This is a genomic window from Nonomuraea sp. NPDC004580, assembly GCF_040609855.1.
Lineage (GTDB): Bacteria > Actinomycetota > Actinomycetes > Streptosporangiales > Streptosporangiaceae > Nonomuraea > Nonomuraea salmonea.
On sequence record NZ_JBEXLH010000007.1, the window covers coordinates 1 to 23,573 of the forward strand.

19 protein-coding genes are annotated in these 23,573 nt (G+C 68.9%); 8 read left to right on the top strand and 11 right to left on the bottom strand.

Annotated features, from left to right (window positions below; genetic code table 11):
* Positions 1-412: 412 nt before the first annotated feature.
* The 3 genes from ABZW11_RS10400 to ABZW11_RS10410 all read right to left on the bottom strand — a co-directional run bounded on the left by ABZW11_RS10400 (position 413) and on the right by ABZW11_RS10410 (position 3,323).
* Positions 413-904 (bottom strand): NUDIX domain-containing protein, encoded by a 492-nt coding sequence (locus ABZW11_RS10400; protein ID WP_355414814.1) that lies wholly within the window; start codon positions 902-904, stop codon positions 413-415.
* A 952-nt stretch (positions 905-1,856) separates the two neighbouring features.
* The gene (cpt, locus tag ABZW11_RS10405; protein WP_355414816.1) at positions 1,857-2,390 is read right to left on the bottom strand and encodes a chloramphenicol phosphotransferase CPT; all 534 of its coding nucleotides are present in this window, start codon (positions 2,388-2,390) and stop codon (positions 1,857-1,859) included.
* Between the two features lie 90 nt (positions 2,391-2,480).
* On the bottom strand, positions 2,481-3,323 hold the full coding sequence (locus tag ABZW11_RS10410) for a PhzF family phenazine biosynthesis protein (protein ID WP_355414818.1): 843 nt from the start codon (positions 3,321-3,323) through the stop codon (positions 2,481-2,483).
* A 168-nt stretch (positions 3,324-3,491) separates the two neighbouring features.
* Here ABZW11_RS10410 and sepF point away from each other — a divergent pair, with 168 nt between their 5' ends.
* Complete coding sequence (gene sepF / locus ABZW11_RS10415) at positions 3,492-3,875, top strand: cell division protein SepF (RefSeq protein ID WP_355414820.1); 384 nt, start codon at positions 3,492-3,494, stop codon at positions 3,873-3,875.
* 555 nt (positions 3,876-4,430) lie between these two features.
* On the opposite strand, the gene ABZW11_RS10420 is transcribed toward sepF, so the two are convergent.
* The 5 genes from ABZW11_RS10420 to ABZW11_RS10440 form a co-directional block, all read right to left on the bottom strand.
* Positions 4,431-5,765 carry a hypothetical protein gene (locus ABZW11_RS10420; RefSeq protein WP_355414822.1) on the bottom strand — a complete coding sequence of 445 codons (1,335 nt, stop codon included), beginning with the start codon at positions 5,763-5,765 and terminating at the stop codon, positions 4,431-4,433.
* Positions 5,766-5,885: 120 nt separating this feature from the next.
* Positions 5,886-7,613 carry an arginine--tRNA ligase gene (gene argS / locus ABZW11_RS10425; protein ID WP_355414824.1) on the bottom strand — a complete coding sequence of 576 codons (1,728 nt, stop codon included), beginning with the start codon at positions 7,611-7,613 and terminating at the stop codon, positions 5,886-5,888.
* Positions 7,610-9,922 carry an HAD-IC family P-type ATPase gene (locus tag ABZW11_RS10430; protein ID WP_355414826.1) on the bottom strand — a complete coding sequence of 771 codons (2,313 nt, stop codon included), beginning with the start codon at positions 9,920-9,922 and terminating at the stop codon, positions 7,610-7,612. Before ABZW11_RS10430 ends, argS begins: the two co-directional genes overlap by 4 nt.
* A gap of 73 nt (positions 9,923-9,995) precedes the next feature.
* Positions 9,996-11,015 (bottom strand): phosphate acyltransferase PlsX, encoded by a 1,020-nt coding sequence (gene plsX / locus ABZW11_RS10435; protein WP_355414828.1) that lies wholly within the window; start codon positions 11,013-11,015, stop codon positions 9,996-9,998.
* Positions 11,016-11,155: 140 nt separating this feature from the next.
* Positions 11,156-11,716 carry a DUF1707 domain-containing protein gene (locus ABZW11_RS10440; protein WP_355414830.1) on the bottom strand — a complete coding sequence of 187 codons (561 nt, stop codon included), beginning with the start codon at positions 11,714-11,716 and terminating at the stop codon, positions 11,156-11,158.
* A gap of 178 nt (positions 11,717-11,894) precedes the next feature.
* Between ABZW11_RS10440 and ABZW11_RS10445 the strand changes: the two genes are divergently transcribed.
* Together ABZW11_RS10445 and ABZW11_RS10450 are read left to right on the top strand one after the other, a co-directional pair.
* Positions 11,895-13,211, top strand: a complete 1,317-nt coding sequence (locus tag ABZW11_RS10445) for a lysine 2,3-aminomutase (RefSeq protein ID WP_355414832.1) — start codon at positions 11,895-11,897, stop codon at positions 13,209-13,211.
* Between the two features lie 393 nt (positions 13,212-13,604).
* Positions 13,605-14,567 carry a hypothetical protein gene (locus ABZW11_RS10450; protein ID WP_355414834.1) on the top strand — a complete coding sequence of 321 codons (963 nt, stop codon included), beginning with the start codon at positions 13,605-13,607 and terminating at the stop codon, positions 14,565-14,567.
* 667 nt (positions 14,568-15,234) lie between these two features.
* On the opposite strand, the gene ABZW11_RS10455 is transcribed toward ABZW11_RS10450, so the two are convergent.
* From ABZW11_RS10455 to ABZW11_RS10465, 3 genes are all read right to left on the bottom strand, one after another.
* Positions 15,235-15,390, bottom strand: a complete 156-nt coding sequence (locus ABZW11_RS10455; protein WP_345391275.1) for a hypothetical protein — start codon at positions 15,388-15,390, stop codon at positions 15,235-15,237.
* A gap of 164 nt (positions 15,391-15,554) precedes the next feature.
* Positions 15,555-16,421, bottom strand: coding sequence for an ABC transporter ATP-binding protein (locus ABZW11_RS10460; RefSeq protein ID WP_355414836.1), 867 nt, complete (start codon positions 16,419-16,421; stop codon positions 15,555-15,557).
* Complete coding sequence (locus tag ABZW11_RS10465; RefSeq protein WP_355414838.1) at positions 16,414-17,349, bottom strand: ABC transporter permease; 936 nt, start codon at positions 17,347-17,349, stop codon at positions 16,414-16,416. The genes ABZW11_RS10460 and ABZW11_RS10465 overlap by 8 nt, the downstream gene beginning before the upstream one ends.
* A 602-nt stretch (positions 17,350-17,951) precedes the next feature.
* On the opposite strand from ABZW11_RS10465, the gene ABZW11_RS10470 reads away from it, so the two are divergent.
* The 5 genes from ABZW11_RS10470 (at position 17,952) to ABZW11_RS10490 (ending at position 23,548) form a co-directional block, all read left to right on the top strand.
* Complete coding sequence (locus ABZW11_RS10470) at positions 17,952-19,460, top strand: ABC transporter substrate-binding protein (protein ID WP_355414840.1); 1,509 nt, start codon at positions 17,952-17,954, stop codon at positions 19,458-19,460.
* Positions 19,461-19,585: 125 nt separating this feature from the next.
* Positions 19,586-20,530 carry an ABC transporter permease gene (locus ABZW11_RS10475; RefSeq protein ID WP_355414842.1) on the top strand — a complete coding sequence of 315 codons (945 nt, stop codon included), beginning with the start codon at positions 19,586-19,588 and terminating at the stop codon, positions 20,528-20,530.
* Positions 20,523-21,497, top strand: coding sequence for an ABC transporter permease (locus ABZW11_RS10480; protein WP_355414844.1), 975 nt, complete (start codon positions 20,523-20,525; stop codon positions 21,495-21,497). The genes ABZW11_RS10475 and ABZW11_RS10480 overlap by 8 nt, the downstream gene beginning before the upstream one ends.
* Before the next feature lie 13 nt (positions 21,498-21,510).
* Positions 21,511-22,548, top strand: a complete 1,038-nt coding sequence (locus tag ABZW11_RS10485) for an ABC transporter ATP-binding protein (protein ID WP_355414846.1) — start codon at positions 21,511-21,513, stop codon at positions 22,546-22,548.
* A complete protein-coding gene (locus tag ABZW11_RS10490; RefSeq protein ID WP_355414848.1) occupies positions 22,532-23,548 on the top strand; it encodes a dipeptide ABC transporter ATP-binding protein in 1,017 nt (338 codons plus the stop codon). The genes ABZW11_RS10485 and ABZW11_RS10490 overlap by 17 nt, the downstream gene beginning before the upstream one ends.
* Positions 23,549-23,573: the final 25 nt, after the last annotated feature.

Genomic DNA, 23,573 nt, shown 5'->3' on the forward strand with positions numbered 1-23,573 from the left:
TTAAGCTTCCCTGCGCCGATGGTACTGCACTCGGGAGGGTGTGGGAGAGTAGGTCACCGCCGGACAATCTTTGGGGAAGGGTCTCAACGCCTTACAGGGTGTTGGGGCCCTTTCCGCATGTCCGGACCCCTTTTGTTCCGCATGGCTGGGGTCCTTCTCCGCATGGTTCCCGGTCTTCCTTGGAAGGTCGCGGTCCCGTCGTTTGTGCGGGATTCTTCGGGGGTTGCTGTGTTTCGCCTGCGGGGTCTTCGAAGGCCGCGGGTTTTCGTATGGCCGCTCGTCTTCTTCGCGAGTCGGGGCTTCTTGGGTGATGCCGGCTTTGGTCTGGTGCGGGTTTTCGGGGTTCGGCTGAGCCCCTGGATCGGTTGTGGTGGTTGTTGTTCAGCTAGAGCGCCTTTCATGTTCGGATCACCTAGAGGGGCGGTCCGGTGCTCCCTCGGGAGGGGTTGGGGTCGTTCCTGTGCTGGGGCCAGCCGCTCATTCCGATGGGTTGGTTGCGGTGGTAGTGGTCGAGGCCGGCGATCGTGTACGGGACGGTGTTGTCCGGTAGGCGGCGGGCCGGGAACCATTCGACGGCGGCGCACTTGTGCGGTTCGGCGTTGATGATGTCGCCTGTCCAATGACTGGTGGCGAAGAAGAAGCCGATGCGGGGCTTGCCTTCGGGGTTCAGGTGATGAAGGACGGTCGCCGGGCGGAGGGAGGCGAGGTCGAGGTGGACGCCGACCTCTTCCCTGGTTTCTCGTAGCGCGCATTCGATGACCGTCTCGCCCTCGTCCAGGTGGCCTGAGGGGAGACAGAACCAGCCGTCCCGGTAGCCGGTGCCTTGGCGTAGGCAGAGGAGGATGTCCTTGCCTCGTTCCAGAATCACATGGACGTCCACGGTGACCTGCTGGCGTTGCGGCAAGAGATGTCCTCCCACGAGTCGGCCCCCTGCGACGGTAACGATGGTGCTGGGCTCGCGCGGGAGCCGTAGGTCGGGGTGTCGGTCGTGATCGGGCTCCTGCGTGGAGCCGGTAAGGGTGTTGCGGTCGTCGATGTGACCATCATGCGCCGCTGAAGGTGCGCTCGGCCACCGCTGGTTGTGTGATCGTCGCACTGTGTTGCCCGTAGGCGCTCCTCGCCTCCGCGCCTAAAACCCGCGACCCCGTCTCCCCGCGGCTACCGTGTTCGTGCCCGTGCCCTCGTGGCTGTGCGCGTGGTCCGTGCGCGTGGTCCGTGCCTTCGTCCCCGGCGATCGCTTGTATGCACCTTCGCGCGCTCGCGCCAGCGCGACCACGAATGTCCGTGCTCCCGTGCCCCCGTGCCCTTGTGGGCTCGTGCTCCGCGTCTTTGTGTCCGGCGCTCCGGTGCTCGGCATTCCCGTGGTCCGTGTCTCGTACCCGTGCTTACGGTGGCCTGTGTCGGCCGCTGCCTCATGGCCCCTTGCCTTAGGGGCCGCGGGCCCGTGCCCCAGGAGCCCTGGTGCCTCCAGACTCCGCGGCCTGCGCCTCGGCGCCCGTGTGCTTCCGTGGGCTCGTGGTCCGCGTCGCTGTGTCCGGGGCTCCGGTGCTCGGCGCTCTCGTGAGCTCGCGCCTCCATGCCCTGTGGCCGGCGATTCGGTGGCCCGTGACGACCTGGTCCTGCCCTTATGGCCCCGTGCCTTCATGGCACTACGTTCTCGTGGCACCGAGGGCTCATGCCCTCAGGGCTCGTGCCCCGAGTGCCCATGCCCCCAGGAGCGTGGACCGTTTGAGCACTTGTGCTCGGCGTTTCCTGGTCCGTGCCTGTCCGCGCGCTGGCCTCGTGGCCCCTTAACCCGGCTTCATGGCTCCGTCTTGCTGGTCGCGGGTGTGCGTTGTCGGTGCCCGGTGGGGGTTTCAGGTGACGTGGGTGGCGATGGTGCGGGCGCAGGCCAGGGATTCGGCGTGGGTGGTGTCCACCTCCACGTCGTAATGGACGCCTTGGTGGACCAGGTCCGCTTGCTGGGCGGCCATGCCGCGGACGCGGTTGCCACGGGCCAGCTCGCGGCCGGCCGCAACCTCGCTGTCGCACTTGACGCCGACCCACAGGACGTCGAGGCCGGCCAGGGCCCTCTGCCAGCGTTTCTGAGAGTGGGCACCGCCGAGGAAGACATCATCGATGATGATGTGGGCTCCGGCGCGGGCCATCGCGGCCACGCCCTCGGACCAGGCTCGGTCGAGGGCGGAGAACTCGGGCCCGACGTTCACGCTGCCGTCGGGGCCGATGTCGAGGCCCGCCTCCGACGCCTGCAGGGCCGCGGGCAGCGCATCGACCATTGTGTCGACCCCTAGGGCGAGCCATGGGACCGGCAGGATGGCCTGCAGACAGCGCACGATGCCTGATTTGCCGGAGCTGGATCCGCCGTTGAGCACGATGACGTCCGTTGCCATGCGGGCTACCTTACGGGGGTGCGGCGGCGGCACGAAACGGGTTTTCGGCAGCTCAGCGAGCCCGCATGCGTTTGGCGCGATCTTTCCGGGTCAGAGGTGCAGGGTGCCGGATATCACTGTGACCGCCTGGCCGGCGAGATGAACGCGTTCGCCGGTGTATGTGACGTGGACGATGCCGCCGCGCTTGGACAGCTGCGCCCCCACCAGAGACGTACGGCCGAGGCGGTCCGCCCAGTACGGCGCCAGGGCGCAGTGCGCCGAGCCGGTGACCGGGTCCTCGGGGACGCCGACGTTCGGGGCGAAGAAGCGGGAGACGAAATCCGGCTCGGTGTCCGCCCCAGCAGCCGGGCCAGCAACCGGCTCAGCATCCAACTTGGTATCCGTGCCTGCGGCCGTCCCGGTATCCGTCTTTGGGGCGGTGACGATGATGCCTCTCGCGTCGAGTGCGGTGAGGGCGGGGATATCGGGGGTGAGGGCCGCTACGGTTTCCGCCGAGTCCACCTCCACCAGCAGGTCGAGCTGGCTTTTTCCGACCCGTACCGGGGTGACGCCGAGCGCTTTCTCCAAGCCGCGAGGAACGGTGGCGGAGGTCACCTCCTTGGCCGGGAAATCCATTGTGATCATGTTGTCGGGGCGGCGATTCACGGTAAGGGTGCCGCTGGCCGTACGGAATTCGAGCGGGCCCGTCGCGGCTCCTGTCGAATAGAGCACGTGCGCGGTGGCCAGCGTGGCGTGGCCACACAGCGTGACCTCGACGGCGGGGGTGAACCAGCGCAGGGAATCTCCCAGCAGGAAAGCCGTCTCGGAGAGGTTCATCTCGGCCGCTACGCTCTGCATCCATCGGTCAGTAACCGGAGAGTCCAGCAGGCAGACGGCTGCGGGATTACCCTTGAAAGCTGTGCCGGTGAAGGCGTCGACGGTGAAGAGGCGCATGTGGCCGATGGTATACGGGGGGCGGATATCCAGCTGCAAGCGGGCTGCAAGCCGTACAAAATGGAATTAGGGCTGGGCGTGTCGCGTGGCGAATGCGGAATCGTCGGTTACCGTCCAATGTGTAGGGACGTGCCGATTACGGTGAGTTCCTGAGGAAAGGACAAGCCGATGGGGGCAGTGCGCAAGGTGGTGAGCTACCTTGGCCTGAGCGGGGTCGAGCACTACGACGAGGGCTACGAGTACGACGAGCAGTACGAGGACGAATACGTCCCGGCGACCGAGCGGGCCGCCCGCAGGTGGCGTGCGAACGTCGACTCGTCGCGGATCGTCATGGTGCAGCCGCTCAAGTACAACGACGCACCGTTGATCGGCCAGCATTTCCGTGACGGCCAGACGGTGATCATGGATGTCACGGGCATGTCGATGTCCGAGGCGACGCGGATGGTGGACTTCGCGGCCGGGCTGGCGTTCGGGTGCGAGGGCCGGATCGAGCGCATCGCGGAGCGGGTGTTCCTGCTCGCGCCGGCGCACGTGGAGATCGAGACCACCTGACCGGGTGGCGCCGGTTCACGCCGGCGATTCCGCGCGCCGGGCCTGGCCGAGGTGGCCGGGTGCCGTCTCGACGCCGTCGTGGCGCCGTGTCGATGCCGTGCGAGCTGGGCCGTCTCCCTCCCGGTCCCAGGCCGCGCCTATTGCCCTGTTTTCGCCGGGGGACTCTTGGGCCCTCCGGCCCTCACACTCCGTGAGCGGCCAGCCACTTCCACGAGTCTTCTACGAGACTTCTACGAGGGGCGGGCCGCCGCAAGCGCGGAGCCGAGGGAGCGGGTCGCCGGATGTGCGTCGTCTAGAGGTGGCGGCCCTGTGGGCGACGGGTCCCGGTAGCGCTTCGCTCAGTTGGTGTTCATCCCGAAAGAGCCGTCCGTCAGCGGACGGGCCGCCGTGGTGGTCGGCCGCTGGTGGTCGGCCGGCTGTGGTCGGCCCGTGGGGTCGGCCCGTGGGGTCGGCCCGTGGGGTCGGCCCGTGGGGTCGGCCCGTGGGGTCGGCCCATGCTGGCTTGGGGTGGGCGGACTGGCTGTGGAGAAGACCGGTGGTCTTGGTCGGGTTTGGTCAGTGGGCGGCGCGGGGGCCGCGGCGGATCAGGCGGGTGAGTTCTGTGGCGTCTTCGGCGGCTTCCTTGGAGCGGGCCTCGGCCTCGCGCGCGTAGGCGTGCAGCGCCCACACCGCACCCTCGGCCAGCTCTTTCAGCTCGCTGACCTGCCCCGCGACGTAGCGGGCGTCGGCCTCGATGAGTTTGCGGCGCTGCCAGAGCTGCCAACCGGCCAGGCCGATCATGGCGACGCCCGCGGCGGCGAGCAGGTGTTCGGCCACGACGGCGCCGATCAGGCAGGCGACGCCGAGGACGATGAGCACGATGGCGGCCCACGGGCGGCCGCGCGGCACCGCGCCCTCGGTGAGGATGGAGTGCTCGGCCGCGGTCAGTGACTCCTGGTCGGGGCCCTCGGGGTGTAGCCGGATGCGGTGGCCGAGCAGCGGAACGGTGAGCGTCTCGGGTGGTTCGAGGCGGCTGTCGGCTTCGAGCTCCTCGGCCACGCCGCGCAGGATGGGCGCGGCGACGTGCAGCGCGATTGCCGCCAGGTGCGGGTCGGCGCCGGGGCGCAGGTCGTCGAGCAGGTACGTGCTGAGCGAGGCCATCGGCCCGGCCGGCCCGCCCTGGCCGATGAGGGAGCGCAGCACGGCGAGCGGTTCGTCCTCGGCCCAGCTGCCGGCGGGGTCGCCGGCGCTGTTGTCGAGCGGCGCGCCGGAGACCTGCTCGGACTGCCGGGCGGAGGTGATCTCGGCGCAGCGGGCGCGCAGCCGGGCCAGGCGGGCGGCGGCCACGGCGGGCTTGGCCAGCTCGGGGATCTCCGCCATCTCCGGGAAGTCGGCCAGCGACGGCGGCACGACGACGGAGGGCTCGCCGGGCACCAGCGCCTGCACCCATTGCTGGGCGTCGGCGTGGTTTTGGACGGCGAGGGCGTCGAGCTTGCGCAGCACGAAGATCTTGCCGGCGGGCCCGTAGGCGCCCCTGGCTGCGGCCAGCCAGAGCGAGCGCTGGCCGTGGGTGACCGGCCGGTCGATCGACAGCTCGCCGAACGCGGTGCCGAGCCAGGACGCGTGGATGCGGCTGCCCTGCCCGGAGACGGCGAGCGCGAGGCAGAGGAAGAGCGCGGTCTGCTGCTGGTCGCGCCCGGCGGCCCGGCTCAGCGGCTCGAGCGGGTCGTCGCCGGCGAGCAGCGCGACCAGCGCCTCGACGGCCGGCGGCAGCCAGTAGCCGGGCATGTCGCTGAAGCTCGGTGCGGCCGGTGGTGCGGCGCCATTGGCGGCGAGGTGCGCCACCAGCGCCTCGGCATAACGGTGCAACTCGGTCGCTGCTGGGGGGCTCGCAGTCAGGTCCGTGCTCAAGGCAGAGAACTCCCCGTTTCGGCCGTGGTTCATGACCGCGTAAAGCCTAGCCGTTGGGGCGCGCGAACCCGGTGGAGGCGCGCCCACGACGATAGGGGAGACTTTGAGCCAACTGCCGGTTTACATGCGCTCGGGGACAGGGACACCGAGGAGACCGAGCCCCGTTTCGAGCACCCGAAGGGTCAGCGCGCACAGGGCGAGCCGGGAGGCGCGGGTGTCGGGGTCGACCCCTTCCTTGAGCACCGGGCACTGCTCGAAGAAGTCGGTGAAGGCGGAGGCGGTGGCGTAGAGGTAGGCGCACAGCCGGTGGGGCTCGCTCAGCTCCGTCGCCTGCTCGACCACGCTGCCGAAGCCCAGCAGCTGCAGGGCGAGCGTCCGCTCCGGCGCGGCGCCGAGCATGATGGGGCCGGTCGCGGTGGCGGGGTCGATCGCGCCCTTGCGGAAGATGGAGCGGATGCGGGCCTGGGCGTATTGGAGGTAGGGGCCGGTGTTGCCGGTGAAGGCCACCATGCGGTCGAGGTCGAAGACGTATTCGCTGTCGTGGCTGACCGACAGGTCGGCGTATTTCACCGCGGCCATGCCGACGGCGCGGGCGATCTCCTCCTGCGTCTCGGCGTCGTAGCCGCGGTCGGCGATCAGCGCGGCGGCCTTGTCGACGGCCGACTGGAGGAGGTCCATCAGCTTGACGGACTCGCCGGAGCGGGTCTTGAAGCGGCGGCCGTCCTTGCCGAGCATCATGCCGATCTGGACGTGCTCCGCCGAGACGGTGTCGGGCAGCCAGCCGGCCATGCGGGCGGCGGCGAACACCATGCGGAAGTGCAGCGCCTGGTCGCTGCCGACGACGTAGAGGATGCGGTCGGCCTTGAGGTCGTGGACGCGGTAGCGGACGGCCGCCATGTCGGTGGTGGCGTAGCCGTAGCCGCCGTCGCTCTTTCTGATGATGAGCGGCAGCGGCTTGTCGTCGGAGCCGGTGAAACCGGGCGGGAAGACGCAGAGCGCGCCCTCGCTCAGCTGCGCGGTGCCGGACGCCTCGAGGTCGTCGCAGGTCTTCTGCAGCATGGGGTTGTACATGCTCTCGCCGGCGATGTCGGCGTCGGTGAGGGTGACGCCGAGCATGTCGTAGACCTTGTTGAAGTAGCGCACGGTGGCGTCCATGAAGACGTGCCAGAGCCTCAGCGTGTCGGGGTCGCCCGACTGGAGGGTGCCGACCCGCGCGCGGGCGCGTGCCTTGAACGCCTCGTCGCTGTCGAACTTGGCCCGCGCCGCCTGGTAGAACTCGGTGCCCTGACCGGCCTCGAGCTGGGCGATCGCGGCGGGCTCACCGATGTCGAGCAGGTGCTCGATGAGCATGCCGAACGGGGTGCCCCAGTCGCCCAGGTGGTTCTGCCTGATGACGGTGTTGCCGACGTGTTCGTGCAGGCGGGCCAGCGAGTCACCGACGATGGTGGTGCGCAGGTGGCCGACGTGCATCTCCTTGGCCGCGTTGGGCGCGGAGTAGTCGATCACCACGGTCTGCGGCGGGGTGCTGGTGCCGACGCCGAGCCGCTGGTCGGCGAGGATCTCGCCGGCCTCGGCCGCGATCCAGCCGTCGTCGAGGGTGATGTTGAGGAAGCCGGGGCCGCTGACCTCGACCGTGCCGGGAAAGCCGGACAGCTCAGCCTTGATCGCCTCTGCGACCTCCCGCGGGCTCCGTCGCAGGCGCTTGGCCAGGCTCATCGCGACGTTCGCCTGGAAGTCGGCGAACTGGGAGGGCCGGATCAGCGGGTCTGCGTCGGCGTGCTCGGAGCCGAACGCGCGGGCCAGCGCCTGCTGGACGCGCTCGGTGAGCACTTTCTGCGGGTCGGTCATGGTCTAAGGGTACCGGCGAGCTTGACCGCCACGCTTATCATCACGGCCGCCACGAGGGAGATGCCGACGGCGGTCAGGTCGTTGCCGAGATCGCCCGGCTGGAGGGCGAAGAAGTCTCTGACGAACGGCAGCGCGAGCCCGATCGCGAACAGCACCGCCATGGCCCCGACCAGCGCCCCGCGCCACCAGTTGAGCGGCCTGGCGATGAGCACGAGCACCCACCAGGTGGTGAGGAAGAGGGTGATGACGGCGGCGGTCTGGTGCTCCAGCAGATCGGGGGAGCCGTGGTGGGCGGCCCAGAACGTCGCGAGCACCGCCAGCGCGCACAGCACCCCGGCCGGTACGGCGAAGCGCATCACCCGGGGCACGAACCCGGGCCGCGAGCGTTCGAGGGTGGGCGCGAGCGCGAGGAAGATCGCGGGGATGCCGATGACCAGCGCGTTCGTCAGGGTGGAGTGGCGGGGCGCGAACGGGAACGCGATGCCGGCCAGCCCGACGAGCAGCGACAGCACGATCGCGTAGAAGGTCTTGGTGAGGAACAGGTTGGCGACGCGCTCGATGTTGGCCAGCACGCGGCGGCCCTCGCCGACGACGTGGGGCAGCGTGGCGAAGGCGTCGTCGAGCAGCACGACCTGCGCGACCGCCTTGGTGGCCGGGCTGCCGGCGCCCATGGCGATGCCGAGGTCGGCGTCCTTGAGCGCGAGCACGTCGTTGACGCCGTCGCCGGTCATGGCGACGGTGTGGCCGCGGGCCTGGAGCGCGGTGACGAACGCGCGCTTCTGCTGCGGGGTGACCCGGCCGAAGACGGTGTGGCGGTCGAGCAGCTCGCCGAGCGCGGCGGGGTCGGCGGGGAGCGTACGGGCGTCGACGGCGCGCTCGGCGCCGGGGATGCCGAGGCCGGTGGCGATGGCCGAGACCGACAGCGGGTTGTCGCCGGAGATCACTTTGACCGTGACGCCCTGCTTGGCGAAGTAGCGCAGGGTCTCGTGGGCGTCGGGCCTGACGCGCTGGCTGAGCGTGACGAGCGCGACGGCCTCGATCTCGGCGTGCCCGTTCTGAGCTCTCTCCAAGCTGTCGGTACGGCACAGCGCCAGCACGCGCGTGCCCGACGCGGCCAGCTCGGTGGCCCTGTCGTAGGCGTCGCCGCCCTTGAGCAGCACGTCGGGGGCGCCGAGCAGCCAGGTGCCTCGCGTGCCGAAGTCGGCGCCGCTCCACTTGCGGGCCGAGGAGAACGGCACGGTCGCGCGGGCGCTCCAGCCGGCGGGCGTGGCGGGGTGGCGGGACCTGATGGCCTCGGCGGTGGCGTTGGGGTGCGCGTCGAGGTTCGCCAGGGCGGCGAGGGCCTGCTCGACGGGCTCGCCGTCGCGTACGGGCAGCACCTGGTCGAGGTCCATGCCGCCGGCGGTGAGTGTGCCGGTCTTGTCGAGGCAGAGCACGTCGACCCTGGCCAGGCCCTCGATGGCGGGCAGCTCCTGGACGAGGCAGCGGCGCCGGCCGAGGCGGACGACGCCGACGGCGAACGCGATGGAGGTCATCAGCACGAGCCCTTCGGGGATCATGGTGACGATGCCGGCGACCGCGCCGGTGATGGCGGTGCCCAGGTCGGCCGAGTTGTTCAGCTGGCTGTAGATGAGCAGGGCGCCGATCGGGACGACCAGCCAGGTGATGTATTTGATGAAGTTCGCCACGCCGGCGCGCAGCTCGGAGTGGGCGAGGTGGAAGCGGCTGGCCTCTTCGGCGAGCTGCACGGCGTAGGCGTCGGTGCCGACCCTGGTCGAGACGAACGCGCCCGAGCCGGCCACCGCGAAGCTGCCGGACAGCACGCGGTCGCCCGGCCGCTTGTGCACGGGGTCGGCCTCGCCGGTCAGCAGCGACTCGTCGATCTCGAGGCCGTCGGAGTGGACGACCTCGCCGTCGACCAGCAGGCGGTCGCCGGGGCCGAGCAGGATGAGGTCGCCGAGCACCACGTCGCGGGGTTCGACCAGGCGTTCTTCGCCGTCGCGGCGCACGCGTACGGGAGCCTCGTTGATCACCGCGAGCCGGTCGAGCGTGCGCTTGGCGCGCAGCTCCTGGACGATGCCGATCAGCGCGTTGGCCACGATGACCAGCCCGAACAGGCCGTCCTGCCATTCGCCGAAGATCAGGATCAGTGCCCAGAGCACGCCGATGACCAGGTTGAACAGGGTGAACACGTTCGCCCTGAGGATGGCGCTCAGCGACCTGCTGGATCGGCGCGGCACATGGTTGGCCTTGGCCCCCGCTGCTTGGGCGGACGTGAGCCCGTGGACCACCGAGGTGAGCCCGTCCACATAACCCCCCGTTTCTGTGGATCGGTCACACCCTAAAGGGTCGGCACCCTTCCGCGAGGGTTACTTGATTCTGTCACCACAATCGATGGGAGCGGCCCGTGGCGGCCATGCGTTCGCCGATGGCGGGAACGACTCCGGCCGCGGCCAGGTCGGCGGCGAGCCGGCAGGCGGCGCTGATGCCCTGGGCCTTGGAGGCGCCGTGGGCGATGACGACGGTGCCGTTCAGGCCGAGCAGGACGGCGCCGCCGTACGCCTCGGCGTCGAGGCGGCGGCGCAGGTCGCGGATGCGGGAGCGCTGCAGCGCGGCGCCCAGCCTGGCGATCCTGCTGTCCTCGATCGCCTCCCGCAGCTCGGTGAAGGCGTAGCGGACGGCGCCCTCCATGGTCTTCAGCGCGACGTTGCCGGTGAAGCCGTCGGCGGTGATGACGTCGACCTTGCCGGTGAGCAGGTCGTGGCCCTCGACGTTGCCGGCGAAGTGCAGGCCGGGGCCGGCCTGGAGCAGCTCCTGGGCGCGCTTGACGACCTTGTTGCCCTTCTCGGCTTCGCTGCCGATGGTGAGCAGGCCGACCTTGGGGTCGCGGACGCCGTGGGCGAGCTCGGCGTAGATGGCGCCGAGGTGCGCGAACTGCAGCAGCATCTCCGGCTTGGCCTCGGCGTTGGCGCCGGCGTCCACGAGGACCGTGGGGGAGGGCAGCGTGGGGAGCGCGACGGCGATGGCCGGTCTGAGCACGCCCTGCTGGCCCTTGAGCCGCAGCCGGCCGGTGGCGACGACGCCGGCCGTGGACCCGGCGGAGACCACCGCGGCGGCGTCGCCGCGGCGGACGAGGTGGCAGGCGACCGCGATGCTGGACCTGGGGCGGCGCAGGCTGGCCAGCGCGCCCTCGTCCATGGCCAGCGCCTCCTCGGCCCTGACGATCGGGATCTCCTTGGTGGCGTCGTGGTCGGCGAGCGCCTCGTACAGCACGCGGGGCGAGCCGACGAGCACGACGGGCAGGCCGCGTTCGCGGACGGCGTGCACGGCTCCCGCCACGATCTCGTGGGGCGCGTGGTCGCCGCCCATGGCGTCGAGCGCGATCGGCCTGCTCTCTGACAATGGTCACCTCGTACGGCTTCGAGCCCGCCGTCACGGCTTGGGCCGGAACGCGGGCTCGGATGTCCGCATCGCAGGCACGGCAGGTGCCAGGTTAACCGGCGGGTACGCCTGGATGGTCCCCGGCCGGGGGCGCGTCGCGGCTAGTGCAGGTTCCAGTCGTCCAGGCCGCGGGTGACGATGACCTTCGAGAACGCGGACGAGCCGGTCAGCCTGATCAGCGGGCCGTCGCCGGTGCCGCCTGCGGTGCTCACGTCGCGCTTGCCGAAGACGGAGCCGCCCTCGTCGATGACGCGGGCGTCCGCGGGCACCCTGACGATGACCTTGCTGAAGTTCGCGCTGGTCTCGATGGTGATCTCGCGGCCGGGCAGCACGGCGTCGGACAGGTCGATGACGAGCGCGCCGAAGCCGGCCCGGAGCTTGAGGTGCCGGGAGGCCACCCAGCGGCCCTTGCGCACGATCTTGCTGAAGGTGGAGCTGATGACCTGCCGTTCGATGGCGACGGGAGCGGCCGAGGCCGTCACGTCGGGCAGGTCGCGGGTGAGGGGGACCAGCTCGCCGACGGTCTTGGCGTGGTAGGCGACGTCGAGGCGGTCGGCGTGCTCGACGCTGGTGAGTCTTCCTGTGGCGAGTGCTTCGGACAGGACGGCGGCCACGCGGTCGCGGTCTTCGTCTGAGGCGCGGAGCTGCGGATCCTGGGTCACGATATGTCAGTGTACGCCGAAACGCGATATGTCGCGAGTGTGCTCGAACCTCAAGGAAAACTTGGAGACCGGCGGAACCGGTGACGGCGGTGGGCGCGTCCGGGTATTAAGAACCGTAGACGCGCGACAGGGTCGTGAGGTTTACACGCGAGCGAACAAAAAAGATGGGAAAGGCCTAGTGATCTTGAACCAAGCCGGCACGCGACGCTTCCGGGCGTACACGTCCAAGCACCTAGACGAGCTCCTGCGGCGTGCGGGGCTCGGAGACGACGAGCGCCTCAAGGTGCGCGCCGTCGCCACGGTGCTGCCTTTCCGGACCAACGCCTACGTCGTGGATGAACTCATAGATTGGTCGGCTGCTCCCGACGACCCGATTTACCGCCTGGTCTTCCCACAGGAGGACATGCTGCCCGCAGCCGACGTCGCCCGGCTGGCCGACCTGCTCAAGGCCGAGGCGCCGAACGCCGAGATCCAGGCGGAGGCCAATCGAGTACGCGCCCAGCTCAACCCGCACCCCGCAGGCCAGAAGGAGCTCAACGTCCCGAAGATCGGCGACGAGCCCGTCCCTGGCATGCAGCACAAATATCCGGAGACCGTGCTGTTCTTCCCCAAACAAGGGCAGACCTGCCACGCCTACTGCACCTACTGCTTCCGGTGGGCGCAGTTCGTCGGCGACGCGGACCTGAAGTTCGCCTCCGACGACATCGACCAGATGGTCGGCTACCTCCGCCATCATCCAGAGGTGACCAGCGTGCTGATCACCGGCGGCGACGCGATGATCATGGGTGAGCCCGTGATCAGGCGCTACATCGAGCCGCTCCTGGAGCTGGAGCAGCTCGAATCCATCCGGATCGGCACCAAGGCGCTCGCCTACTGGCCACAGCGCTTCACCACCGACCCCGACGCCGGCGAGACCATGCGGCTGTTCGAGCAGGTCGTGGCCAAGGGCAAGAACCTCGCGTTCATGGCCCACTTCTCGCACCCGCGCGAGCTGGAGTCGTCGCTGGTCGAGTCCGCGGTCAAGAACATCCTCGGCAGCGGGGCGACGATCAGGACCCAGGCGCCGCTGATCAGGTCCATCAACGACGACCCGGCCACCTGGTCGTACATGTGGCGGCGGCAGCACAGGCTGGGGATGATCCCCTACTACATGTTCGTCGAGCGCGACACGGGCCCCCAGGACTACTTCGCGGTCCCGCTGGCGCAGGCGTACGAGATCTTCAGGGACGCCTACTCCTCGGTCTCCGGCCTCTGCCGTACGGTGCGTGGGCCGTCCATGTCGGCCACGCCGGGCAAGGTCTGCGTCGACGGCGTCACCGAGATCGCCGGCGAGAAGGTGTTCATGCTCCACTTCATCCAGGCCCGCGACCCGTCACTGGTGGGGCGGCCCTTCTTCGCCCGCTACGACCCGTCGGCGGTATGGCTGACGGACCTGCGGCCGGCCTTCGCCGACCGTTTCCCGTTCGAGAGCGCGGAAGACCTGCTGCCCGCCTGACGCCGGTCGCGCGCGTCCACCGCGACCGCAGAAAAACCGCGCCCCCGGCCCGTGACATTTGTTTTCGCGACCCTTTGTTCACGGGCCGCCGGGGCGCTTCCGACTTCGTGCGGTCTTGTCCGCGCTTTATCGTGAACAAGGCCGTCTGAATCCCGTTTTGTCTCCCCGCTCAACGCTCCCCCTTTACTCGGTAACCGGGCTGCAAACCCCTGCTACATGGGCATTCATGCGCCTGCGGCCACTCCGGGCGAGTGGTAGAACTGCTTTCGTAGCTCAGCCGTGGCGACACGCTCAGTGTGGTGCCCATAGCGCGTACGCGACGGCATACGGGGGTTATCGATTCGCATTTCCATCGCATTCGAGAGCGATCGATCACGAGCCGGGAAGGCAATCATGAATCGAGTAGTCAAGACGGCCCTGGCCGTCACAGCTTTCGGCTTGGCGGCGGCGGCCATGGCCGTTCCGGCGCAAGCCGATGTTCAATCAGAGACCGCCGCGCACGCGCCGGTCGACGGCGGGGGCACCACTGCGGCAGGCCCGCTCGGCAGCCTCCTCGGCGGCCTGGTCGGCGGCGACCTGCTGGGCGGCCTGCTCCCCGGGAGCAAGGCCAAGTCCGCGGCCGCTCCGTCCGGCCAGCTGAGCGAGGTCGAGCGCGACCGGCTCAACGAGATGCGGATGCAGCAGCAGGCCGAGGCCAGGGGCAACGGGTTCGAGGACATCACGCGTACCGGCGGGCCCATCCCTGAGCTGTCGCCCATCGTCTCCAGCATGCCGTTCGGCGGCGGCGCCCTCACCTCGTCGCTGCCCCTGCTGGGCGCGGCGCGCATGGCGCAGCCGTCCGTCAAGTCCGGCCGCGCCCAAGGCGCCGCCCCGGCGGCGTCGGCGTTCAGCACGGTCAACGGCGTGCTCGCCTCGCCCGTCGGCGGTGCGCTCGGCCGCCTGCCCGGCGCCGGTCTGCTGCCGGCCTCCGGCAGCAGCGTCGCCGACACCAGCGGCGTCACCGCCAAGACCGTCAACAGCGCGACCTCCGGCCTGCGGGCCGTCTCGGCCGACTCGTTCGTGGCCGGGCTCAGCGACGCCGCCGCGCGGGCGCTGCCGCACGCCACGAGCGGCCGGCTGTCGCCGGTCGTCGGCCGGGTCGCGCCCGCCGAGGTGGCGCCGGTCGTCGAGGTGGTGCCGGGGACGACGCAGGCCGTCGCCATGGACGAGCTCGCGCCGCTGGTCGAGGACACCGCCGCCTTCGTCGCCAACCGTGGGACCAAGGCCGCGGGCTCCTACAGCGACGTGGTCACCGCCCTGGGCTGGACCGCCGACGCGCTGACCGGCTCGGTGCGCGGCGTCACCGCCCACCACTAGCCCTCGCGGGGCGGGGGTGAGCGCGGGCTCGTCCTTGACGCGGCATGAAGGTACGCGGACGTCAAAGGTGCCGACGCCCGTGCATCTGATCGCCGGAAGGCACGACCCGCCGCCCAGCCCCCGCAACGGGCCCCCTCCAGCTGGATCCGGTGTTCCCCGGCGCGATCGCCGGCCGCCGTGGCGGATTCCCCCTCCGGCGACGGGCCTCGTGGCCGGGTGCGGCAGGGCGATCAGGATGTCCCCAGGTGCCGGGCGCCTGAGGCACTGACGCGCAGAGATGACGAGGACCTCCGCGGCACGCGGGCGGTCCGAATGACGGGCCAGGGCGGACGCGCCCTCGCCCCGGGCGTGCTCGCGCACGGCGCCGCCACTGCAGGGCAGCGGCGCCACGCGAGCCCCGCCCCGCCGCCGACCCTCAGGGGTCGGCGGCTTTCGCATGCTGTGCCGAGCCTCGCCTTCCTCATCCTCGGGGGGCCTGTCACTCGGCTTCCCTTGGGCTCGGCTTCTCCCGTCTCGCGGGTGGGGGTGGTGGGGTCGGCGGCGCTGTGGTGGGTGCTGGGGCGTCAGCGGCTGCGGGTGCCTCATATCCCGAGGCTCTCCGGCCGCTCGGGCGTCCAGGGCCCGTACGGCCCCTCGAACGGGGTTCTGCGGCGGCCCGGGCGGGTGGTCAGGGGAGGCGGACGCCGGTGCGGCGGGCTATCTGGGCTTGTAGGCGGGCCATCTGCCAGTGCAGCTCCAGCAACTGCTCGGCCAGTTGGATCCGCGGGATCTCGGACACATCCTCGGTGGCCAGGTGGTCAATCGCGGCCGAAAGCTCTCCCATCGCGAGCCCCCACTCCATCACCATTCCTCGGATCGAATTGACGTTCGAATCCTAGCGGAACCCCCGCCGCGCTGTCAGTCTTTTGCCCCTCGCGTCGCACCCGTTTCGGACACAAGAACGAACCCCCTGCACGATCGTCGTGCAGGGGGCGGGAAGCGAGAAGGTCAGCCCTTGTTGTAGGCGGCGATGACTTCCTTCGGGTCGCCGTCCATCCTGATCTTGCCCTTGTGCAGCCAGATGACCCGGTTGCAGGTCTCCTCGATGACCCTGAGGTCGTGGGCCACGAGGAAGACGGTGCCGGCCGACTCGCGGATCTGGCGGATGCGGGCCTCGCTCTTCTTGCGGAACTCGCGGTCGCCGGTGGCCAGCGCCTCGTCGATGAGGAGGACGTCGTGGGTCTTGGCGGAGGAGATGGCGAAGCGCAGGCGGGCGCCCATGCCGGAGGAGTAGGTGGACATCGGCAGCTGGACGAACTCGTCGATGCCGGAGAAGTCGACGATCTCCTGGTATTTCTCCTTGACCTCGGCGGGCGTCATGCCCATGGCGTAACAGCCGAGGACGATGTTGCGCTCACCGGTCAGCTCGCGCATCAGGGCGGCGTTGACGCCGAGCAGCGAGGGCTGGCCGTCGGTGTAGACGGCTCCTTTGTGCGGGGGCAGCAGGCCGGCGATGGCGCGCAGCAGGGTGGACTTGCCGGAGCCGTTGCGGCCGACGATGCCGATGGCGTCGCCGTGGTAGGCGACGAACGTCACGCCCTTGACCGCGTGGACCTCTTTCATCTGCGGACGGCCCTGGCGCTTCAGGATGCGCGTGAGGGCGTTGACCGCGTTGCCCTTCTCGGTGTCGGAGGCGGCGCCGTAGACGCGGTAGACGATGTGGAGGTCGTCGACGATGACCGTGGGCGTGCCCGTGGGCACATCGAGGGGCCGCTTGCTCGAAGGCTCCGGGGTGGGACGCTTCTTGGCGTCCTTGCCGGGGACGGCGGGCTTGTCGCCCTTCACCTGTGACAGCTCCTTGGTCAGTTCAGCCACGCCCGTACCTCTCCTCGGACCGCCAGAAGTACCAGAAGCCGAAGCCGAGTGCGAACACCGCCCAGAATACGCAAGACATCCACACCATCGGTGGCGGGTGGTGGCCGAACTCCGGCCTGTAGCTGTGGATGAGGATCTCGCGCATCCACTCGATGAACGACGCCGCCGGGTTGAGGTACATCACGTTGGCCACCCACTGGGGCAGCTCCGCCGAGCCGACGACCTTGTCCTGGATGGAGAAGAAGACGCCGGAGGCGTAGAGCCAGGTGCGGGTGATGAACGGCAGCAGCTGGTTGAGGTCGCGCATCGTGGCGCCGAGGCGGGCGACGATGAGGCCGGCCCCGATGTTGAACAGCGTCTGCAGCGCGAGCACCACGGGGATCATGAGCCAGAACCACGTGGGCCACTCGCCGGTCGCGACCACCAGGACGAGGAGCACGCCCATGGAGATGGCGAGCTGCTGCAGCTCCTGGATCGTGTACGCCAGCGGCAGCGAGGCCCGCGGGAAGTGCAGCGCCCTGATGAGCGACAGGTTGCCGGAGATCGACTTGGCCCCGGCGGTGACCGTGCGCTGGGTGAAGGTGAAGATGAACATCCCGGTCAGCAGGAACGCCGGGTAGTTCTCGATGCCCTTGCCGCCGCCCAGGATGAGGCCGAACATCAGGAAGTAGATGGCGGCGTTGAGCAGCGGGGTCAGCACCTGCCACAGCTGACCGAGCGTGGAGCTGGAGTATTTCGAGACGTTGCGCGAGGTCGCGTACGTCAGGATGAAGTGTCGCCGCTCCCACAGCTGGCGCAGATATACCGGGAACCTCGGCCGCGCGATGGCACGGCGAAGTCCGTATCTCTGGGCGAGCTTGGCCAGCGGCTCCTGCCCGCTTCGGCCGCCCGCCTGGGCGTCCGCGACAGCGGATTCCGGCTGGCTCATGGCAAGGACTCTATTGGATCCCGGGTGGTGGGGTGCCTGTCGTACGGGTCGACGACAGACTGTTGGACGGTCTTCGGTGGCGCCGGGTTCCAAGGCGTCACCAAGACCTGGTCAACCGTAGCTCAGGGAGCCGGGCCGCGTGGGCGGAGGCACGACCACCGTCATGTAGGGGATATTTTTCATCGACTGTTCACGTCCGGGCCCGGCCGGTCTGCGGTGTTCTGTACCATTTGCGAGGCATCAGGCCGATTGTCTGTGACGCTGGATAGGCACACGTGTGACCGAACTGCAACGCGCCAGAGACTCCCTGGTGGCAAGGAGTAAGGGATAGTCGCGATCGACTGGCAGGGCGTCGGCTGGTTTGACCATGTCAGCCAAATCCGGGGGGATACCAGGAACTCCCCGTCAGGCTGCTCACGATCACCGCAGCTCAGCGCTTGGCGCCCACCTGTAGAGGGAGGAATTCTTTCACCATGCGTGTTACTAAGGGCGCACAGATCGTCGCCGGTACCGCGCTGCTCGCCCTCGCGGTTGCCGCGTGTGGCGGCGGTGCCTCGGACAACGGTGGCACTGCCGCGGGCGGCGCAGAAACGCCGGTCCGCATGGAAATCGGTGAGCCTCAGGAGCTCCTGAACCCGCAGAACACGACCGAGACAGAGGGTTCCGAGGTCCTCGCCGCGATCTTCTCGCCGCTCGTGAGCTACGACGAGAGCAAGCAGCCGGTCGAGGAAGCCGCCGAGTCGGTCACCACGGAAGACAGCAAGGTCTGGACGATCAAGCTGAAGTCGGGTTACACCTGGCACGACGGCACCCCCGTCAAGGCCGCCGACTACGCCCGTGCGTGGAACTACGCCGCTCTGCAGGACAACGCCATGGGCTCGTCCTACTTCTTCGGCCGGATCGACGGCTACGAGGACGTGCACCCGGGTGAGGGCAAGACGCCGACGGCCAAGGAGATGAAGGGCCTGAAGGTCGTCGACGACCTCACGCTCGAAGTCACCCTGACCGCGCCGTTCTCGCAGTTCAAGACCATGCTGGGCTACACCGCCTTCTACCCGATGCCGGAATCGGCGATCGGCTCCGACGGCAAGGTCACCCAGGAGTACGGCGAGAAGCCGATCGGCCAGGGCCTGTTCAAGATGGACAAGCCGTACAAGAAGGGCACCGACCCGACCGTCGAGCTGTCGGTCTACGACAAGTTCCCGGGCAAGAAGCCCGCGGGCTGGACGAAGCTCCAGTTCAAGGTCTACACCAGCTCCGAGACCGCGTGGAACGACCTCCAGGCCGAGAACCTCGACATCCACGACTCCCTGCCCGCGACCGCCATCGCCACGGCCAAGTCCGTGCTCGGCGACCGCTACTTCGACGAGCCCGACGCGGCCATCGGCTACATCGGCGTCCCGCTGAAGTACAACAAGGACTTCGAGAACGTCGACATCCGCAAGGCCATCTCGATGGCCATCGACAGGAAGACCATCGCCGACACGGTCTTCTCCGGCACCCGCGCCCCCGCGGACGACTTCATCAACCCGGCCATCCCCGGCTACCGCCAGGGCGCCTGCGAGGCGTGCACGTACAACCCGGCCGAAGCCAAGAAGCTGTACGAGTCCGCGAACGGCCCGAAGACCATCGAGCTCGGCTACAACGCCGACGGTGGCCACAAGGAGTGGATCGAGGCCGTCGCCAACAACCTGCGCGCGAACCTGGGCATCGAGGTCACGCCCAAGCCGTTCGAGAAGTTCCAGGGCATTCTGGACGCCCTGGACGCCAAGGAGTACAAGGGCCTGTTCCGTATGGGCTGGGCCATCGACTACCCCTCGGCCGAGAACTACCTGACCCCGATCTTCGGCACCGGCGCCATCGACACCGGGTCGAACTACGGTGGTTACTCCAACAAGGACTTCGACGAGCTGGTGGCCAAGGGTGACCAGGCCGCCGACGCCGCCGAGGGCCTCAAGTTCTACCAGCAGGCCGACGACATCCTGCTGAAGGACCTGCCCTACATCCCGGTTTACTTCTACCGGAGCAACTTCGGCCACTCCACGAAGGTCAAGAACGTCAAGCTCAACCTGCTGAACCAGGTTGAATGGGCCGACATCGAGAAGGCCTGACGTCGTTCGCCTGGCGGGTGGCTCTTGCCGCCCGCCCGTCGGAGGGCTGAACTTGGAGGCAGTCACTCGGACCGGGTAAACCACGGACTCCGAGGGCTGCCTCCAAGCGTGTACCGGAGGGCTTAATGGGCCGATATGTCATCAGGCGCTTGATTCAGGCGATACCCGTCCTGCTCGGCGCCACGCTACTCATCTTCTGCATCGTCTTCGCGCTGCCCGGCGACCCCATCGCGTCACTGTTCGGGGACAAGCGGCCGGATCCGGCTGTGGCCGAGGTGCTGCGCGAGCAGTATCACCTCAACGATCCGCTGCTCCTGCAGTACTGGTACTACATCAGCGGCGTGCTCTTCAGGGGCGACTTCGGCGTCAACTTCGCCGACGTGCCCGTCTCGGAAATGCTGGCAGGCAAGTTCCAGGTCACGCTGAACCTGGCGCTGACCGCCCTGATCATCGAGGCGCTCCTCGGTGTGGGCCTGGGCCTGTGGGCGGCGCTGCGCCGCGGCAGGGCCACCGACACCGCCATCCTCGCCTCCACGCTGCTGCTGATCTCGGTGCCCACGCTGGTGACCGGCTTCGTGCTGCAGCTCGTCCTGGGCGTGCAGCTCAAGCAGTGGACCGGGCTGGACATCTTCCCCGTCGCGGGTACGTTCGCGGGGCTGCGCAGCTATCTCCTGCCCGGCTTCGTGCTGGCCGGCGTGTCCGTCGCGTACCTCACCAGGCTCACCAGGACGAGCCTGGTGGAGACCCTGAGAGCGGACTACATCCGCACGGCGATCGCCAAGGGGCTGTCCAGGCGGCGCGTCATCGGCAGGCACGGCCTGCGCAACGCCCTGATCCCGCTGGTCACCTATCTGGGCGCCGACCTCGGCAACCTGATGGGCGGCGCGGTGATCACGGAGACGATCTTCAACCTCCAAGGGATCGGCAACCAGCTCTTCACCTCGGTCTACTTGCGTGAGCAGCCGGTTGTCGTCGGGATCGTCACCATCCTGGTGCTGATCTACATCCTGGCCAACCTGATCGTCGACCTGTTGTACGCCGTGCTCGACCCGAGGATCCGCTATGAGTAACCCAACCCCACCGGGCGGGCCTGGACTCCCGGAGACGCAGACGCTCGTACCCGACACGGTCGCCCCCGCGGCGCCCGACACCGAGGGCGCCGAGGGCAAGGGCGGCAAGCCCGCCAGCCTGTGGACCGACGCCTGGCACGACCTGCGGCGCCGGCCGATGTTCATCATCTCGGTGATCATCATCCTGGTGCTGCTGGTCATGTCGTTCTGGCCGTCGCTGTTCAGCGCGATCGACCCGTACAACGCCAGGACCTGTGACCTGTCGACGGCGCGGCAGGGCCCGGGGCCCGGCCACCTGTTCGGCCGCGACAACCTGGGCTGCGACGTCTACGCGCGGACCATCTACGGCGCCCGCAACTCCATCGTCATCGGCGTGTTCACCACGCTCATGACGACGATCATCGGCGGTCTGCTCGGCATCTTCGCCGGCTTCCGCGGCGGCGTGACCGACACGATCGCCTCGCGGCTGACGGAGATCTTCTTCGCCATCCCCTCGATCCTCGGCGCGCTGCTGATCGCCGCCACCTTCCGCGGCAAGGCCAACAGCATCCTGCTGGTGATCGTGGCGCTGACGGTGCTCGGCTGGCCGATGGTGTTCCGGATCATGCGAGCGGCGGTGATCACCGCGAAGAGCCAGGACTTCGTGGTCGCCGCCAGAGCGCTGGGCGCGGGGTCGAGCCGGATCATGTTCCGTCACCTGCTGCCGAACTCGCTGGCGCCGGTCATCGTGGTCGCCACGATCAACCTGGGCAGCTTCATCGCCGCCGAGGCGGCGCTGTCGTTCCTGGGCGTGGGCGTGCAGTCGCCGGACATCTCATGGGGCCTGATGATCGCCGACGCGCGCAACAGGTTCCTGGAGGCGCCGCTGCCGCTGGTGTTCCCCGCCGTGTTCCTGAGCATCACCGTGCTCGCGTTCATCATGCTGGGCGACGCGGTGCGCGACGCGCTCGACCCGAAGCTCAGGTAGAAGGGGGGATCAAGTGAAGAAGACGTCTTCGGATGTGTTGCCCGCCGAGGGAGGGCCGGGCGACGGACCGCTGCTCGCGGTGGAGGACCTGCACGTGGAGTTCCACACGCGGGCCGGCATCGTACGAGCCGTCAACGGCGTGAGCTACACGGTCAACCCAGGCGAGACGCTCGCGGTGCTGGGCGAGTCGGGTTCGGGCAAGTCCGTGACGGCGCAGGCCATCATGGGCATCCTCGACATGCCTCCGGCGGTCATCCCCAAGGGGGAGATCCGCTTCAGGGGCACCGACCTGCTCAAGCTGTCGGAGGAGGCCCGTACGCAGGTCCGCGGCCAGCGGATCGCGATGATCTTCCAGGACGCGCTGTCCGCGCTCAACCCGGTGTTCACCGTGGGCTGGCAGATCAGCGAGATGTTCCGGGTGCACCGGGGCATGTCCAAGGCCGACTCCATGAAGAAGGCCGTGGAGCTGATGGACCGGGTCCGCATCCCGGCCGCGCGGCAGCGGGTGAACGACTACCCGCACCAGTTCTCCGGCGGCATGCGGCAGCGCATCATGATCGCGATGTCGATCGCCCTCGACCCCGAGGTGCTGATCGCCGACGAGCCGACCACGGCGCTCGACGTGACCGTGCAGGCGCAGATCATGGAGCTGCTGTCCGAGCTGCAGCGCGAGAGCCAGATGGGCCTGATCCTCATCACCCACGACCTCGGCGTCGTGGCCGACGTGGCCGACAAGATCGCGGTCATGTACGCCGGCCGCATCGTCGAGCACGCCCCCGTGTACGACATCTACAAGGCCCCCGCGCACCCGTATACCAAGGGCCTGCTCGACTCGATCCCCAGGGTCGACCTCAAGGGCCAGGACCTGTACGCGATCAAGGGCCTGCCCCCTAACCTGCTGAACCTGCCGAAGGGGTGCTCGTTCCACCCCCGGTGCCCGTTCCGTCAGGACAACTGCCTGACCGACACCCCCCCGCTCTACGAGATCAGCGGCACTCGCGGCAGCGCCTGCCACTACTGGAGGGAGGTCCTCGATGGCGAGCGGCAGTGAGACCATCCTCGAGGTGCGTGACCTGGTCAAGCACTTCCCGCTGACGCAGGGGATCGTCTTCAAGAAGCAGGTCGGCGCGATCAAGGCCGTGGACGGCGTGTCGTTCGACCTGAACAAGGGCGAGACGCTGGGCATCGTGGGCGAGTCGGGCTGCGGCAAGTCCACGCTGGCCAAGGTGCTGATGGCGCTGGAGCGGCCGACGTCGGGCTCGGTGAAGATCAACGGGCGGGACATCGCCAAGGCCAGGGGCGGCGAGCTCAAGCGCATGCGCCGCAACATCCAGATGGTGATGCAGGACCCGTACACCTCGCTGAACCCCCGGATGACCGTCGGCGACATCATCGGCGAGCCGTACGAGATCCACACCGAGGTCGCACCCAAGGGCGACCGGCGCAAGAAGGTGCAGGAGCTGCTGGAGGTGGTCGGGCTCAACCCCGAGCACATCAACCGCTACCCGCACCAGTTCTCCGGCGGCCAGCGGCAGCGCATCGGCATCGCCCGCGGCCTGGCGCTGCAGCCGGAGATCATCGTCTGTGACGAGCCGGTCTCCGCGCTCGACGTGTCGATCCAGGCGCAGGTGATCAACCTGCTGGAGCGGCTGCAGAGCGAGTTCGGTCTCGCGTACATCTTCATCGCCCACGACCTGTCGGTGGTGCGCCACATCTCCGACCGGGTGGGCGTGATGTACCTGGGCAAGTTCGTGGAGCTGGGCAAGGACGCCGAGATCTACGACCGTCCTGCGCACCCCTACACGCAGGCGTTGCTGTCGGCGGTGCCGGTGCCCGACCCCGACGGGCGCGAGCAGCGGGAGCGGATCATCCTCCAGGGTGACCCGCCCTCGCCGGCCAACCCGCCGAGCGGCTGCCGGTTCCGTACGCGGTGCTGGAAGGCGCAGGAGATCTGCGCGGAGGAGGAGCCGCTGCTGCAGATCAGGCCAGGTACGGGCCACGCCAGCGCCTGCCACTTCGCGGAGACGCACGACGTGGTGCACGTGAGTTAGAACTGGTTAGAACCACCTGAAACGC

Bases quoted from the DNA above. Each gene is read 5' to 3' on its own strand.
- ABZW11_RS10450 (WP_355414834.1), top strand. From the start codon at position 13,605: ATGAATCGAGTAGTCAAGACGGCCCTGGCCGTCACAGCTTTCGGCTTG.
- cpt (WP_355414816.1), bottom strand. From the start codon at position 2,390: ATGGCAACGGACGTCATCGTGCTCAACGGCGGATCCAGCTCCGGCAAA.
- ABZW11_RS10410 (WP_355414818.1), bottom strand. From the start codon at position 3,323: ATGCGCCTCTTCACCGTCGACGCCTTCACCGGCACAGCTTTCAAGGGT.
- ABZW11_RS10470 (WP_355414840.1), top strand. From the start codon at position 17,952: ATGGAAATCGGTGAGCCTCAGGAGCTCCTGAACCCGCAGAACACGACC.
- argS (WP_355414824.1), bottom strand. From the start codon at position 7,613: ATGACCGACCCGCAGAAAGTGCTCACCGAGCGCGTCCAGCAGGCGCTG.
- sepF (WP_355414820.1), top strand. From the start codon at position 3,492: ATGGGGGCAGTGCGCAAGGTGGTGAGCTACCTTGGCCTGAGCGGGGTC.
- ABZW11_RS10480 (WP_355414844.1), top strand. From the start codon at position 20,523: ATGAGTAACCCAACCCCACCGGGCGGGCCTGGACTCCCGGAGACGCAG.
- ABZW11_RS10465 (WP_355414838.1), bottom strand. From the start codon at position 17,349: ATGAGCCAGCCGGAATCCGCTGTCGCGGACGCCCAGGCGGGCGGCCGA.
- ABZW11_RS10455 (WP_345391275.1), bottom strand. From the start codon at position 15,390: ATGGGAGAGCTTTCGGCCGCGATTGACCACCTGGCCACCGAGGATGTG.
- ABZW11_RS10490 (WP_355414848.1), top strand. From the start codon at position 22,532: ATGGCGAGCGGCAGTGAGACCATCCTCGAGGTGCGTGACCTGGTCAAG.
- ABZW11_RS10475 (WP_355414842.1), top strand. From the start codon at position 19,586: ATGGGCCGATATGTCATCAGGCGCTTGATTCAGGCGATACCCGTCCTG.